Here is a 16,373-nt window from a genome sequence, read left to right as displayed (position 1 = left end):
AGGCTTGCCGTTGTACGATGAGAATAACATTTTATAGGAACAGGTGAAGCCTATGTCAATGACAAATGCTGAAAAGACGAAAAAGCTGCGAAAAGATGTTGCACCTTTTGCTAAATCGGAAACGAAAAAAAGTGTGATTCAAATGATTAACACCATAATCCCGCTTCTTATTTTTTGGGGAATGGGATATACTTTCGCAAGTACGAATCCATGGATCAGCGTGTTTTGCGCGGTGATTGCTTCCGGTTTTGTCGTGCGCACATTTATTATTTTTCATGATTGTACCCACGGATCCTTCTTCAAAAGCAAAAAGGCAAACGACTGGGTAGGAAATCTTACAGGGATTCTGACATCCTTCCCTTATGCAAAATGGAGAAGGGAACATTTAATTCACCATGCCACAAGCGGGAATTTGGATAAACGCGGCATCGGTGACATCGATATGTTAACAACGGATGAATACTTAGCCCTTTCTAAAACAAAAAGATTTTTCTATCGTTTATACCGCAATCCTTTCGTAATGTTCGGGTTGGGGCCGTTGTATTTAGTTCTCGTTTTAAATCGTTTTAACCGAAAAGATGCGAAGAAAAAAGAACGTTTCAACACGTATTTTACAAATATAGTGGTTGCTTTAATTATTACTGCTTTAATCATTGCTTTTGGCTGGAAAGCGGTACTCCTTGTTCATGGGGTGACGATGTTTATTGCAGGAGCCCTTGGTATTTGGTTGTTTTATATCCAACATACGTATGAAGATTCTTATTTCGAATATGACCCGGAATGGGATTATGTAAAAGCAGCGGTGGAAGGAAGCTCTTTTTACAAGCTGCCAAAGATGTTGCAATGGATTACAGGGAATATTGGATACCATCATGTGCATCATTTAGCGCCGAGAGTTCCTAACTATTATTTGGAAGCTGCTCACAATTCTGTGCCGCCGCTTCAAAAAGCAACTACGATTACGATTAAAACAAGTCTTGAGTCGGTGCGTTACAAATTGTACGATCCGGAGAAGAAAAAGTTTGTCACATTTAAAGAAGTAGAAAAATTTTATGTTGGAAAAGTAGTGGAGTCCTGAAAGTATAGCCTGCTTTTGGGACTTTCTTATTTTACAATGTATAATGAAAAGAAAAAGGTTGCGTGGAAAACGATGAAGAGCTGGTACATGATTTTTCCGAAAAGTAAATGGATCAGCATTTATATATGGGTTATCTTTTGTATTCTTCCCTTTTACTTTTTGGTGCGGACATTATCGCCCATTCAAATATTTGTCGGGGTTGTTCTCATTTTGCTTTATTTTTTATCTTATTATTTTTCTTACCATTCCAAAAACGGGCTTGTCTATATGTGGGTCAGTTTTGGAATGGCATTGAACATCTTGATGACATTGTTTTATGGGTATGTGTATTTATCGATTTTTACATCTTTTTTCATTGGAAATATAAAAAACACGGTCGGCTTTTACATCATGTACGGCTTGCATATTGGCTTTACCATTGTCTCTATTGCGGTTGGGTATTTCATCGAATTAGAGTCCTTTTTGAACCAGACGCCATTTATTATCATTACAGTTGTAGGAGTCGTGATTTTGCCTATTGCCATCTACAGCCGAAATAAGCAGGAAAATTTGGAAGGCGAATTGGAAAGCGCAAAAGAACGCATTGCAGAACTCATCATCCACGAAGAACGCCAGCGGATTGCCAGAGATTTGCATGATACCCTTGGGCAGAAGCTCTCTATGATTGGGTTGAAAAGCGATTTGGCAAGCCGTCTTGTAGAAAAAAATCCGAAAGCAGCGATACAGGAAATACAAGAAATTCGTCATACAGCTCGAATCGCCTTAAAAGAAGTGCGGGAACTTGTTTCAAATATGAAAGCGGTGAAATTGAGCGAAGAATGCATACGGGTGGAGCAACTACTAAAAGCAGCTGGCATCTCCTATCAATTGATTGGGAACATTCATCAGTTAAAAATTCCTGTATTAGTGGAAAATGTGTTGAGTATGTGTCTGAAGGAAGCCGTTACAAATATCGTAAAACATAGCGGCGCGAAACATTGCATCATTGAAATTCAGCAAAATCAAAATGAAGTGATGCTGATGATACAAGATGACGGAAAAGGAATCAATGAAAATTCGGGGATTGAAGGAAATGGATTAAAAGGAATGCGGGAACGATTGGAATTCATTAACGGAACATTAACGATTGAAAAAAATCCTGGAGTGAAATTAACGATTACGATTCCGCTGACCATTACCCACCAGGGAGGAAATGTTATATGATACGCATTGTCATTGCTGAAGATCAAGGGATGCTGTTAGGGGCATTAAGTTCGTTGTTAAACATGGAAGAGGATATGGAAGTCGTTGGGCTTGCCAAAAATGGCGAAGAAGCAGTAAAGCTTGTTCATGAATTGAAGCCGGATATTTGCATCATGGATATCGAAATGCCAGTCAAGACAGGGCTTGATGCGGCGGAAGAATTAAATGGCAAAATCGATTGCAAAATCATTATCTTAACGACTTTTGCAAGACCGGGATATTTTGACCGGGCAAGAAAAGCTGGGGTGCGAGGCTATTTGTTGAAAGACAGCCCAATTGAAGAGCTGGTGAACGCCATTCGGAGGATTATGGACGGAAGACGTATTTATGCACCGGAGCTTTTGGACATCGTTTATGACGAGGAAAGCGAAAACCCGTTGACGGAACGGGAAAGCCAAGTGCTGGAACTTGTAGCAGAAGGGAAAACAACCAAAGAAATTGCAGCAGAACTATATTTATCCACAGGAACGGTAAGAAACTACATCTCCACGATTTTGGATAAATTGGGCGTCGGAAATCGCATCGAAGCCATTTCTCGATTTAAAGAAAAAGGATGGAATAAATAATAGAAAGGAGGCTGTCCAGAAAGTCGAACACTTTCTGAACAGCCTTACTTCTTAATAGTAATATTCTCTTAAAAACTTTCCCTGCGGTGGTTACAAAACGCGCCTCCTCGTCGCAATTTATCTGCAGCAAAAACTCTAGCGACAGCCGCAAAGGGGTGTCTTAAAATGCCCCCTTTGATATTATTTATTCTTTTTTGTGAGGCGTCCCAATGCAAAGGCAGCGGCCATTAGACCAATCACTGTGTTTGTCTTTTTATTAAAGATTTGTTTTGTAACAAGGTTAATGTTTTGAGGGCGTTCTGCAAGCCTTCTCATGAAGTAACCATACCAGTCGTTGCCGAAAGGAACGTAAACGCAGAAGTTATAGCCTTCTTTTGCAAGCTCCAACTGCATATCTTTTCGGAATCCGTAAAGCATTTGGAACTCAAATTTATCCTTTGGAATATTGTGATCTTTTACAAATTGTTTTACGTGTTTGATCACATTATGGTCGTGTGTTGCAATGGAAGTAAATTTCCCGTTTAATAAGCTGTATTCAATAATTTCGATAAAGTGCAAATCGATGTCGCTTTTATCTTGATAAGCAACGCTTGGAGATTCTTTGTAGGCTCCTTTTACAATGCGGAGGCGATAGTCTTTATATTTTTCCGCATATTCTTTTGCTTTAAAGAAATAGGCTTGAATAACCGTACCGACATTATCGTATGTTTCTGAAATTTTTTCCATTAAATCAAAAGTTGGTTGGAGCAAATCGTATGTCTCTTGGTCGAAATTTACGTGCATATTGTATTTATGGGCAGCTCCCACAATTTCCATCACATTATCGTAACAGAAATCAAAGTCGATTTTTAAACCAAGTTGGGAAGGTTTGATGGAGATATGGGCATCTAAACCATTTTCATGGATCGCTTCAATTGTTTCGATAATGTAATCTTTTGCTTTAATTGCTTCTGAACGTTCGTTTACAAACTCTCCTAGCACGTCAACAGTACATGAAATGCCATGTTTATTCAGCTCTTTAATGCTTTCGACAACTTCAGGAATATTTGTACCAGCAACTACGCTTTGGGCACCAAGTTTTAAACCATATTTTTGAGCAGCTTTATTGAGCAATTGATTTTCCGATAATGCGATGAAAAAGTCACGTAATATTGGCATAGCGATCTCCTCTTTTCCTGTTAAGATATATACAAAAACATTATAGCATAGAAAATTTTTAAACTTCAGAAATCACCATCTTTATTATTGTTTTTTTGTGACAAAGTTATACGTTTCCCAATGTAGAGTGCGCTTTGCCTTTTTTTCAAAATAACCTGATGGAAACAGTGATTGTGTTTGTCTTCATTCTCTTATCTTAAAAAATATAATGAGCATTACAGAGAAATGGATTTACTAACATTATAATGGTTAGAATAGCCTTTGGAAGATACATTTTAACATATAGTGTTACGAGATTTGTATAATAATTTATTGAAGCGTTCGAATCAAAAAAGGAATAGTGTATACTAGAAATTAACGAATAATGGAAGAAGGGATCCTAAATGAGAGAAATGTATCAAGATGATTCACTAACATTACACACGGACTTATATCAAATTAATATGGTGGAATGTTATTGGGCTGATGGCATGCATAATCGAAAAGCAGTTTTTGAAATATTTTTCAGAAAACTTCCTTTTGGCAATGGATATGCCATTTTTGCGGGACTGGAACGGATTATTGAGTACTTAAAAAATTTCCGTTTTAGCGAAACGGATTTAGCTTATTTAAAAGAGTTAGGTTATGATGATGGATTTCTTGAATACTTAAAATCATTGCGTTTTACCGGTTCCTTGTATTCTGTTGTTGAAGGGGAAGTTGTATTTGCTAACGAACCGCTTCTTCGCATTGAAGCTCCGCTGGCAGAAGCCCAATTAATCGAAACAGCTCTATTGAATATTGTCAATTTTCAAACTTTAATTGCTACAAAAGCAAGCCGCATCAAACAAATTATCAAAGATGAAACCTCTGCAGAATTCGGTTCCCGCCGTGCACAAGAAATGGATGCAGCCATTTGGGGAGCACGGGCAGCGATTATTGGAGGTTTTGATTCAACATCCAACGTCCGCGCGGGGAAAATCTTTAATATTCCTGTATCCGGAACGCATGCCCACGCCTTTGTACAAGCCTACAAAGACGAGTATGAAGCTTTTAAAGCCTATGCAAGAAGACACAAAGATTGCGTTTTTTTAGTGGACACTTATAACACATTAAAATCCGGCGTGCCCAATGCCATCCGAGTGGCAAAAGAATTGGGAGACAAAATCAATTTTATCGGGATCCGCTTAGACAGCGGAGATATCGCCTTTTTATCAAAAGAAGCAAGACGCATGCTGGATGAAGCCGGTTTTACCCAAGCCAAAATTATCGCTTCTAATAATTTAGATGAATACACCATTTTAAACTTGAAAGCGCAAGGGGCGAAAGTGGATTCTTGGGGAGTTGGAACGAAACTCATCACGGCATATGACCAGCCTGCATTAGGCGCTGTTTATAAAATGGTGGCTTTTGAAAATGAAAACGGCGAAATGGAAGATACATTAAAAATTACATCCAATGCAGAAAAAGTCACAACACCTGGACTAAAAAGAGTGTTCCGCATCATCAATAAGGAAAACGGAAAAGCAGAAGGGGATTACATTACGTTGGAGAATGAAAATCCGCAAGAAGAAAAACGGTTGAAAATGTTCCACCCTGTGCATACCTTCATCTCTAAATTTGTGACGAATTTTGAAGCAAAAGAATTGCACAAAAAAATCATTGATGAAGGAAAAATCGTGTACGAAAGCCCTTCTGTATTGGAAATGCAGCAATACGCGAAGGAAAGTTTGGAATTATTGTGGGATGAGTATAAACGTTCATTGAATCCTGAAGAGTATCCGGTGGACCTTAGCCAAAAATGCTGGGATAACAAAATGAGAAAAATACAAGAAATCTGGGAAGCCATCGAAAATATGGAATAGGTTTAGGGGGAATGCCAAGTGGAGAGCTTACAACAACAAATCATTAAAGAGCTGCACGTTCTTCCGAAAATCAATCCTGCTGAAGAAGTGCGGAAGTCCGTTGAGTTTTTAAAAGAATATGCGAAGAAGCATTCCTTTATAAGAGGATTTGTCATTGCCATCAGTGGAGGACAAGATTCCACATTGGTTGGGAAGTTGACGCAAATGGCCGTCGATGAATTAAATGAAGAAGCAGGTGAACAAAAATATTCTTGTTATGCAGTTCGCCTTCCTTACGGGGAGCAAAAGGACGAACAAGATGCGCAAGATGCCATTCAATTTATTCAGCCGACAAAAGTCATTACAGTCAATATTAAAAAAGCGGTGGATGCCAGCGTAGAGGCGCTGCGGGAAGCTGGAATCGTGTTGAGTGATTTTGCAAAAGGCAATGAAAAAGCCCGTGAACGGATGAAAGTGCAATATTCCATCGCCATGATGACCAACTCTGTCGTTGTCGGAACGGATCATGCGGCGGAAGCGGTGACGGGATTTTACACGAAATATGGAGATGGCGGCGTCGATTTAGTGCCGATTTTCCGATTAAATAAGCGTCAAGGGAAGCAGCTTCTTCAATATTTAGGCTGCCCTGAACATTTATACAAAAAAACGCCGACTGCTGACCTGGAAGATGATAGGCCACAACTGCCAGATGAAGCGGCTTTAGGGGTATCTTATGAAATGATTGATGATTATTTGGAAGGAAAACCTGTACCGGAGGAAGCAAGAAAAATCATTGAAGGGCATTACTTGCGCTCGCAGCATAAACGCCATATGCCAATTACGATCTTTGATGATTTTTGGAAATAAAGAAATCGCGTTCTCAAAAGGGGCTGTCCAGAAAGCCAAACACTTTCTGAACAGCCTTACTTCTTAATAGTAATATTCTCTTAAAAACTTTCCCTGCGGTGGTCACAAAACGCGCCTCCTCGTCGCAATTTATCTGCGGCAAAAACTCTAGCGAAAGCCGCAAAGGGGGCGTTTCAAAATGACTTTGATATACTCCCTTTTTTATCAGAAATACGCAATAGAGCAAAGAAAAGGGATAGTACGATTTGCATAGAAAACCTTAAAATTCAGAAAAAATTATCCGATAATAAAATAAAATTATAGGATAAAAGGAAGGGGAGGTGAGTGTCAGTGAGAACTTCACGTATTCAATCGGTTGTAAACGGCACTTATGCAAGGCGTTTTTTGCAATCCAAGCATGATCAGCCATTTATTATAAATGATGGAGGCGGCCACTCTTTTTCGAGAAACCCTCGCCAGCAGCAAAAAAATCAAAAGAAAAAAACTGCACAAAACCATATGCCGGCTGTTTTAAACCGCAATCCAAAGAGAATGTGGCTGATTGGGCAGCCCCTTGATGGCAAATCAATGGAACAAATGAGAAGAAGGATATTGGAACATCAAGTGAAGATTCAGAGGGCGAGAAATAAGGAAGTTCTCATTCGCACTTACCGCACTTCTATTTAAGATTTATAGAGAAAGGAATATAGGTTTAAATATTTTCGGAGGGCGAAGTGAATGAACTTCGCTTTTTTGTTTATATTTTCGGAAAAAGGTGGAAAATATGTTAGTGTAAAATAACAAATGAATGGCTGTAAAGGTAATATAGTTGTTTTTTATCCAAATTATCGTTTATGCTTTAAATAAATAATTTCACGTAAATTCTGACTTTTTCTCGGGTTTCAGGAGGATAATTTATGCATAAAACAATCGAAAAGATCATTCAAAACATAGAAAAAGTAATGATCGGGAAACGGGAAGTGGCTGAACTGAGCCTTGTTGCCCTGCTTGCCGGTGGGCATGTATTGCTTGAAGACGTGCCAGGGGTCGGAAAAACAATGATGGTGCGCGCCCTTGCCAAATCCGTGAGCGCGGAGTTTAAAAGAATCCAATTTACGCCAGACTTATTGCCTTCAGATGTACTGGGCGTTTCTATATATAATCCAAAAACATTGCAGTTTGAGTTCAGACCGGGTCCGATTGTCGGAAATATTATTTTAGCCGATGAAATTAACCGAACATCCCCAAAAACTCAATCGGCTTTACTTGAATGTATGGAAGAATCATCTGTAAGCGTCGATGGAGAAGTTATTCAGCTGCCAAAGCCATTTTTTGTGATGGCAACGCAAAACCCAGTCGAATATGAAGGTACATTTCCATTGCCGGAAGCTCAATGGGATCGCTTTTTAATGAAAATCCGTATGGGGTATCCGACCGTATCAGAGGAAATTGAAATTTTAAGACGGGTTGAAAAAACTTCTCCAATTCAGACTTTGGAATCAGTTATTACGATTGAGGAATTATTGAATTTGCAAGAAGAAGCAAGAAATGTTTATGTGGATGATGCAGTCAAAGAATATATCGTTCAATTAGCTCGTGCAACTAGAACGAATGCAAATGTATATTTGGGAGTCAGCCCTCGTGGAACGGTAGCATTAATGCGGGCTTCCCAAGCTTATGCCAAAATGCATGATCGAGATTTTGTCAAACCAGATGATGTTCAATATTTAGCACCTTTTGTTTTTGGCCATCGCATGATTTTAAAACCAGAAGCGCGATATGAAGGGGTAACAGTGGAAGTAATCATCAACAATATCATTGTCGATTCTGTTGTTCCAATCAAAAGGTTTATAGAGAGATGAACATGTGGAAAGGAATGCTGAATAAGTTCGGCCGCGTTATCGTCAATCTTATATTAATTGCTGCCACCTTTAGTTATGCCATGTTTCAAGGGGGCTTTGTCAGCTGGTTTCTATTTTATTCATTAATACCATTTTTGCTTTATTCCATCCTCCTAAACTTTGTTCCCCTTCATATCGAAGAAGTTTCCAGGGAAGTTCAACCAGCTAAACTGGCTAGAGGCGATAAAGCGTCTGTCATGATTCGTTTTAAAAATAAAACATGGTTTCCTTTGGCTTTTCTTACAGTTGGGGAAATTGGACTGAACGATCATATTGTTGGAAAAAGTACAAATATATTTTTTGTAGGTTTTAAAAGAAACTTTTCTTGGAGTTATGAAATTCCTGAATTGGAACGGGGGATAATTGAATTTTCCGCCCTTCAGTTTACCGTTACCGATTTTTTTGGTTGGACAGTGCGCCATAAATTCATTCCTTTAAAACAAACGGTCATCGTTTATCCAAAAATCACAAAGATCAAATATGGAAAAGTTGAACGTCAATTCGATCAAGGAGGCATGCTTTCTCCTTTTCATTTTGTAAAAGATACTTCCCTCGTTACAAGTGTCAGAGATTATCAAGCAGGGGACCGTTTTTCTTGGATTCACTGGAAGTCTTTTGCTAAGGATGAAACATTAAGGACAAAAGATTTTGAAGTGCGGCACAGCCAGGAAGTATTGTTAGTATTAGACGCTACAGTGAATAGGCATTTTGAAGATGCGGTGGATTTGGCGGCTTCTGTGTTGCAGACCATTGTTGAAAACAACGGGGATGTGTCATTTTATATAGCAGGAAAGGAACGGGCATTTTATCCTCAAATTAAACGCGGGCAATTTGAAAAAGTGATGCAGCAATTATCGATTGTACAAGCATATGATTCAAATAATATTGAACTCTTGCTAACGAAAGAAGGAAAGACGTTAGATTCTTCCATTCTTTTATTTACAGGCGAACTCAGCGACTCTTTAAGAAACTTTTTTAAAAATCATGGAAAAAAATCAAAAGGCATCGTTTGTTTTGTTCTTTCATCTGAACAGGAAATGAAGGAGCGGATTAAAGAAAACTATTACAACGTAAAAATAGTTCCCATTACTAAAGCAATGTTCCCTGATGTCTTCACGGAGGTGTTAAGACCGTGAAATATGAAGTATTCAATAAACTAGAGCTTGCATTCTATTATATTCTTATTTTTTTCATATTGCGGGAATGGCTTTTGCCCATCATGATGTTGACCGGAATGGGGTATGTGGATTTAATCCTCTTATTTATTGTGCTATGTCTCTTGATTAGTTTGTTCCGCATTCCTTTTTATATTTCGTGGTTTGTAAAAATTGCCTATATTTCATGGTTTGTTATTTATGTATACAGCGGTTATTCTTTTTTTTCGAAAGAAGCCATCCAATTTCTGTTGAATGAGATGTTCTATAATCTTGATTTAATCATTCAAGGGAACTTCTTTTATATTACCAATGTTTTTCAATCGGTATTATTTTTCCTTCTCATGTGGATGCTCATCTACATCGTCCATTATTGGTTGACGATTCGGCTGAACATCTTTTACTTCCTTGTGATGACGGTTGTTTTCATTGGAATTTTAGATACCTTTACAGAATACGACGGAACAGTGCCCATTGTAAAAGTGGTGCTGCTTGGATTATTGATGCTTGTGTTTTTAGTCGTTAAAAAACTGATGTTGCAATCAGGCGTCCCTTTTTATTGGCACAAATATTTCCAACTTGTACTGCCCATTCTTGTAGTGATTGGGCTCGTCGGTATTGTAGCTACTGTGCTGCCGAAAGCCGCTCCTCAATGGCCGGATCCGGTGCCGTATATTAAATCCGTTGCGAAACAGGGAAGCCTTTTTGAAAAAACGGCGAAAAAAGTTGGATATGACGAAGATGATTCGACTCTCGGAGGATCTTTTATCGGCGATGATACCGTCGTTTTTTTGGCCCATGCCACATCAAAACAATATTGGCGGGTGGAAACAAAAGATGTGTATACATCAAAGGGATGGGAAACATCGGAGGATTATGTTTTAGAGCAGCAAATTTCTTATGGCGAGACGATTCATCATTCATTGCCGGTGGGACCAGAGGAGAAAAAACAATTTGCCCACATTGAACAGAAGTATCCATACGATTTCATTATTCAACCATATGGATTGATTTCCGTTCAAGTCAGCGATAAAGTCGCGAATCAAGTCAATATGACGATGAATTTGCAGACGGAGAAAATTTCGACTGATTATACAGGGAACTATATGTATCATTTTGAATACAGCACCCCAGAGTATTTGTACAGCGATTTAACATCGACAATTCAGCGGCCGATTGATGAAAGCATTAAAGAAAAATATTTGCAGCTGCCGGATGCTCTTCCCCGAAGAGTAATCGATTTAGCAAAGGAAATTGTGGAAGGCAAAGAAAATGATTATGCAAAAGCGCGGGCAATCGAAAGCTATTTTGCAACAAATGGTTTCCGTTATGAAACGGAAGGGGTGCCTGTTCCGGAAGAAGGACAAGATTATGTTGATCAGTTTTTATTTGAAACGAAATATGGCTACTGCGATAACTTTTCAACGGCAATGGTGGTGATGCTGCGCGCGGTGGGAATACCTGCGCGGTGGGTGAAAGGATTCGCTGGGGGAGAAGTCGTTTCGAGCGATGGCGAGTTAAAAACTTATGAAATTACAAATAATGATGCCCATTCTTGGGTGGAAGCATATATACCGAAAGTCGGCTGGGTTCCTTTTGAGCCAACGATAGGATTTACAACAAACCGCAATATTCAATATGATTTTGAAACCGATGCCTACCAAGATGAAATGTTGACAGTGGATGAAGATACAAAACCAGAGCAACAAAAAGATGACCAAGAAGAAGTCGCAAATAAAAACAATGGCGAATTCGCAAGTTTCATGAATTTCATCAATTCTTTGCTCCATTTCTTCAAATATGGATTGATTGCTTTAGTTATTGCGGGAATTATTTTGTTCCTTTCACGCAAAAGATGGCTGCCAAAATGGTACAGCCGATGGTTAAAAAATCAACAGATTGATAAAACAAATTTTGAAAAGATTTATTTGAGACTGCTAAAAATGTTAGAATTAAAAGGGTTGAAACGGAAGGATGGCCAAACACTGCAGAATTTTGCAAAAGAAGTGGACAACCTTTTAGATTCTCCATATATGTCGCAAATTACAGAAGCGTATGAAAAATATATTTATGGGAATAAAACGGAAGTCGATTTTGAAAAAATGAAAGAATGTTGGGAAAATTTAATCAATCGTGCTAATGGTTGATTTTAGATGGTAGTAAGAGTAAAATTTAAAAAATTATAATGCAGAAAATTTAGAAGAGGTGTAAAACGTGACTCAATTAAAAGAGCAAGAAAAAATTGTTGTTCTTGACTTCGGAAGCCAATATAACCAATTAATCACTCGCCGCATTCGTGAATTTGGCGTATTTTCCGAATTGCTACCCCATACCATTTCTGCAAAAGAAATTAAAGAAATGAACGCTGTAGGAATTATTTTCTCTGGCGGTCCAAACTCTGTATATGACGAAAATGCTTTTAAAGTAGATGAAGAAATTTTTAATTTAGGACTACCGATTTTAGGTATTTGCTATGGTATGCAATTAATCGCTCATACTCTCGGCGGAAAAGTGGAAAGTGCGGATACTCGTGAATACGGTAAAGCAGAAATTGAAATCACCAACGATAATCCATTGTTTGGCGACCTTCCAAAGCAGCAAGTGGTCTGGATGAGCCATGGCGACTTAGTAACAAAACTTCCAGAAGGTTTTGAAACAATTGCAACAAGCCCAAGCTGTCCAATTACAGCTATGCAAAATACAGAGCGCAATTACTATGGCGTTCAATTCCATCCAGAAGTGCGCCACTCTGTTTATGGAAATGATATTTTGCGCCGCTTTGTATTCGATATTTGCGGTGCAAAAGGCGACTGGACAATGGAAAACTTCATTGAAATGCAGATCCAAAAAATCCGCGAGCAAGTAGGGGACAAAAAAGTTCTTTGCGCCCTTTCAGGTGGAGTCGATTCATCCGTAGTGGCGGTTTTAATCCATAAAGCGATTGGCGATCAGTTAACTTGTATGTTTGTAGACCATAACTTACTCCGCAAAGGCGAAGCGGAAAGCGTTATGGAAACATTCGAAGGCAAATTCGGCATGAAAGTGATTAAAATCGATGCCCGCGAGCGCTTCATGAAGAAACTAAAAGGCGTTTCAGATCCTGAACAAAAACGCAAAATTATCGGAAACGAGTTCATTTATGTTTTCTCTGATGAAGCAAGCAAATTGAAAGATATGGATTTTTTAGCGCAAGGTACGCTTTATACCGATATCATCGAGTCTGGTACAGCGACAGCTCAAACAATCAAATCCCACCACAATGTGGGCGGCTTGCCAGAAGATATGAAATTCGAATTAATCGAGCCTTTAAAAACATTGTTTAAAGATGAAGTTCGTGCATTAGGTACTCAATTAGGATTGCCAGATGAAATTGTTTGGCGTCAACCATTCCCAGGACCAGGTCTTGCCATTCGCGTTCTTGGTGAAGTAACAGAAGAAAAATTGGAAATTGTTCGTGAATCTGATGCCATTTTACGCGAGGAAATTAAAAAAGCAGGTCTTGACCGCGAAATTTGGCAATACTTCACTGTGCTTCCTGAAATCAAATCTGTTGGTGTCATGGGAGACCAACGCACATATGATTACGCAATCGGCATTCGTGCAGTTACATCCATTGATGGAATGACTTGCGACTGGGCGCGCATTCCTTATGATGTACTTGAAAAAATCTCCACTCGCATCGTCAACGAAGTACCGCATGTCAACCGCGTGCTGCTTGATATTACATCTAAGCCGCCTGCTACGATTGAGTGGGAGTAATTTCGTACAATGCTAGGTGTTGAGTGAGCATTTGTTTGTTCACCTGCAACCATTGCCTTTCAAAATAGGACTTTCCATTATTCATGTCATTCATGAAAATGGAAGGTCTTTTTTATGGTAATGCATAATGGGAAGTTGTTACGTTCCCTAGAGAAAAGTATTTTATTTGCAACAAACTGAACGAAATGAATTTTCTCTTAGATGTTTTTGATATACCCCAACACTATTTACGAACTTTATAATAAAAAAACCGAAAAATGTTCGTGAATAGTATTGAAATCCAAAAAAATAGATGCTATATTACTAGAGTAAAAACTAAATAAAAAAACGTCGTATAATGTCGAGAATATGGCTCGATAGTCTCTACCAAGCTACCGTAAATAGCTTGACTACGACTTTATGAATTAGAGTACCTTTTTGGACTCTATTGTAGAGTTGTGGTCATGTATAAATTACATGACTTTTTATTTTTTTCCGAATTTTTAAGTATTGGTAGGACATACTGGAGCTAGAGAGACAGAAGCGACGAGAAGACGGAGGAAATTATGAAAAATTATTTCCAATTTAATGAACTTGGAACTTCATATCGCCAAGAGACGATTGGTGGTATTACAACATTTCTAGCAATGGCGTATATTCTAGCTGTTAACCCGGCTATTTTATCGCAAAGCGGAATGGATCAAGGTGCAGTATTTGTTGCGACAGCTGTTTCTTCAGCTATTGGATGTTTTATCATGGGGTTATTTGCTAAATACCCACTTGCATTAGCTCCAGGACTTGGTTTAAATGCATTCTTTACTTTTGAAGTTGTTTTAGGACATGGTTTCCCATGGGAATATGCGCTAGCAGCTGTATTCATTTCTTCGCTTTTCTTCTTTATCTTAACGTTAACTGGATTGCGTGAAAAATTGATTAATGCAATACCTATGGAATTAAAATTAGCTGTAGGTGCCGGAATCGGTTTGTTTATTGCGTTTATCGGTTTTAAATTATCCGGAATTGTAGTGGATGATCCAGATAGTTTATTAAGTATTGGGGATTTAACAGATCCTCAAGTGTTATTAGCGATTTTTGGTATTTTTACAATTGTTGTTTTAATGGTTTTAAATGTAAAAGGTGCAGTATTTATTGGAATGGTGTTGACAGCGATTGTTGGGATGATTTTCGGTCTAATTCAAACACCAGATGGAATTTTATCAACACCGCCAAGCGTTGAACCAACATTCGGTAAATTATTCTCAGCATTTAGCGACCCAGAATTCTATACAATTCCAATGTTGACTTCAATTTTAACTTTCTTATTCGTTGACTTCTTCGACAACGCCGGTACATTAATGGCCGTAGCGAACCAAGCAGGTTTTGTTAAAGACAATAAATTGCCTCGCGCAGGAAGAGCATTGATTTCTGACTCAATTGCTTCTGTTATTGGTTCTATTTTTGGTACATCCACTGTTACATCTTATATTGAATCTTCTTCAGGTGTAGCAGCTGGTGCAAGAACAGGTTTTGCTTCACTTGTTACAGGTATTTTATTCTTGCTAGCTTTATTCTTCTCGCCAGTATTGAATATTGTAACAAGTGCTGTTACAGCTCCTGCATTAATTGTCGTAGGCGTTTTAATGGTAGGTTCTTTAGGAGAAATTGAATGGAACAAATTTGAAATTGCAGTACCTTCCTTCTTAACAATGGTAATGATGCCATTTACCGGATCCATTGCAACAGGTATTGCTGTAGGTTTCTTATTCTATCCAATTACAATGCTTCTTAAAGGAAGAGCAAAAGAAGTACACTGGATCATGTATGTCTTTGCAGTAATTTTCCTACTTTTCTTGGCGACAACAGGTCATTGATATAATCAAATTTAAACCGATTATTCAGAAATCCCCAACCTAAGTAAAAGGAGAATTTGAGTTTGCTCAAATTCTCCTTTTTCATTTGGCTGTTTTTTTCTGTTAAAGTTTATCTTATTTAATAGAGGGTACATATTCTATGAAGTCAATTTTAGAATAGAGCGAAAAATAGGAATTGATTTTTTATTAATTTATGCTTGAAAAACTAAATCAACGGTGTTATATTAATAAACGTTGCTGCTGATAATAAATAAACAGCAAAAAAGTTCTTGACACGCTTTTTGGAACGTGTTATTATATTGAACGTCTCTGTTGAAGCGATTAAGAAAATGAACCTTGAAAACTGAACACCGAAACGTTAATGTTATAAATTTTCCAATTCGTTGACCCTCGTCGACGGATTGGATACGGACAAAAGTTTGAGCTAATCAACTTTTCTTTTATGGAGAGTTTGATCCTGGCTCAGGACGAACGCTGGCGGCGTGCCTAATACATGCAAGTCGAGCGGACCAATTAAGAAGCTTGCTTTTTGATTGGTTAGCGGCGGACGGGTGAGTAACACGTGGGTAACCTGCCCTATAGACTGGGATAACTCGCGGAAACGCGAGCTAATACCGGATAACACATCGAAGCGCATGCTTCGATGTTGAAAGATGGTTCTGCTATCACTATAGGATGGGCCCGCGGCGCATTAGCTAGTTGGTGGGGTAACGGCCTACCAAGGCGACGATGCGTAGCCGACCTGAGAGGGTGATCGGCCACACTGGGACTGAGACACGGCCCAGACTCCTACGGGAGGCAGCAGTAGGGAATCTTCCACAATGGGCGAAAGCCTGATGGAGCAACGCCGCGTGAGCGAAGAAGGTCTTCGGATCGTAAAGCTCTGTTGTAAGGGAAGAACAAGCGCAGCAGTAACTGGCTGCGCCCTGACGGTACCTTACTAGAAAGCCACGGCTAACTACGTGCCAGCAGCCGCGGTAATACGTAGGTGGCAAG

Annotated in this window: 12 protein-coding genes, 1 rRNA gene and 1 riboswitch (1 of these 14 running past the window's edge); of the genes, 12 read left to right on the top strand and 1 reads right to left on the bottom strand. The window is 38.8% G+C overall.

All coding sequences use genetic code 11. The features are described 5' to 3' along the window. Positions 1-52 precede the first annotated feature (52 nt). From desA to DKZ56_RS00630, 3 genes are all read left to right on the top strand, one after another. Complete coding sequence (gene desA, locus DKZ56_RS00640; protein ID WP_245989569.1) at positions 53-1,078, top strand: Delta(5) desaturase DesA; 1,026 nt, start codon at positions 53-55, stop codon at positions 1,076-1,078. A 72-nt stretch (positions 1,079-1,150) separates the two neighbouring features. Continuing rightward, positions 1,151-2,281, top strand: a complete 1,131-nt coding sequence (locus DKZ56_RS00635; protein ID WP_208650824.1) for a sensor histidine kinase — start codon at positions 1,151-1,153, stop codon at positions 2,279-2,281. Further along, positions 2,278-2,886, top strand: coding sequence for a response regulator transcription factor (locus tag DKZ56_RS00630; RefSeq protein ID WP_208650823.1), 609 nt, complete (start codon positions 2,278-2,280; stop codon positions 2,884-2,886). Before DKZ56_RS00635 ends, DKZ56_RS00630 begins: the two co-directional genes overlap by 4 nt. Before the next feature lie 180 nt (positions 2,887-3,066). Here DKZ56_RS00630 and DKZ56_RS00625 read toward each other — a convergent pair whose 3' ends face one another. Continuing rightward, on the bottom strand, positions 3,067-4,044 hold the full coding sequence (locus DKZ56_RS00625) for a proline dehydrogenase family protein (protein WP_208650822.1): 978 nt from the start codon (positions 4,042-4,044) through the stop codon (positions 3,067-3,069). Positions 4,045-4,427: 383 nt separating this feature from the next. Between DKZ56_RS00625 and DKZ56_RS00620 the strand changes: the two genes are divergently transcribed. The 9 genes from DKZ56_RS00620 to DKZ56_RS00580 all read left to right on the top strand — a co-directional run. Further along, positions 4,428-5,888, top strand: a complete 1,461-nt coding sequence (locus DKZ56_RS00620; RefSeq protein ID WP_208650821.1) for a nicotinate phosphoribosyltransferase — start codon at positions 4,428-4,430, stop codon at positions 5,886-5,888. Positions 5,889-5,906: 18 nt separating this feature from the next. Continuing rightward, positions 5,907-6,734, top strand: a complete 828-nt coding sequence (gene nadE / locus DKZ56_RS00615) for an NAD(+) synthase (RefSeq protein ID WP_208650820.1) — start codon at positions 5,907-5,909, stop codon at positions 6,732-6,734. 330 nt (positions 6,735-7,064) lie between these two features. After that, positions 7,065-7,400 (top strand): hypothetical protein, encoded by a 336-nt coding sequence (locus DKZ56_RS00610; RefSeq protein ID WP_208650819.1) that lies wholly within the window; start codon positions 7,065-7,067, stop codon positions 7,398-7,400. 230 nt (positions 7,401-7,630) lie between these two features. Next, a complete protein-coding gene (locus tag DKZ56_RS00605) occupies positions 7,631-8,575 on the top strand; it encodes an AAA family ATPase (RefSeq protein ID WP_208650818.1) in 945 nt (314 codons plus the stop codon). Continuing rightward, the gene (locus DKZ56_RS00600; protein WP_208650817.1) at positions 8,572-9,750 is read left to right on the top strand and encodes a DUF58 domain-containing protein; all 1,179 of its coding nucleotides are present in this window, start codon (positions 8,572-8,574) and stop codon (positions 9,748-9,750) included. Before DKZ56_RS00605 ends, DKZ56_RS00600 begins: the two co-directional genes overlap by 4 nt. Beyond that, positions 9,747-11,915 carry a DUF4129 domain-containing transglutaminase family protein gene (locus DKZ56_RS00595; RefSeq protein ID WP_208650816.1) on the top strand — a complete coding sequence of 723 codons (2,169 nt, stop codon included), beginning with the start codon at positions 9,747-9,749 and terminating at the stop codon, positions 11,913-11,915. Before DKZ56_RS00600 ends, DKZ56_RS00595 begins: the two co-directional genes overlap by 4 nt. 67 nt (positions 11,916-11,982) lie before the next feature. Then, complete coding sequence (guaA, locus tag DKZ56_RS00590) at positions 11,983-13,527, top strand: glutamine-hydrolyzing GMP synthase (RefSeq protein WP_208650815.1); 1,545 nt, start codon at positions 11,983-11,985, stop codon at positions 13,525-13,527. A gap of 310 nt (positions 13,528-13,837) precedes the next feature. Continuing rightward, positions 13,838-13,939: riboswitch (purine riboswitch) on the top strand. A 133-nt stretch (positions 13,940-14,072) separates the two neighbouring features. Then, a complete protein-coding gene (locus DKZ56_RS00585) occupies positions 14,073-15,377 on the top strand; it encodes an NCS2 family permease (protein WP_208650814.1) in 1,305 nt (434 codons plus the stop codon). 439 nt (positions 15,378-15,816) lie between these two features. Beyond that, positions 15,817-16,373 (top strand): 16S ribosomal RNA (locus DKZ56_RS00580) (it continues 1,671 nt past the right edge of the window).

Origin of the sequence: Ureibacillus thermophilus (assembly GCF_004331915.1) — a bacterium.
Lineage (GTDB): Bacteria > Bacillota > Bacilli > Bacillales_A > Planococcaceae > Ureibacillus > Ureibacillus thermophilus.
The sequence above is the reverse complement of the archived record's forward strand: the minus strand, read 5'-3'. Positions and strand labels throughout refer to the sequence as shown.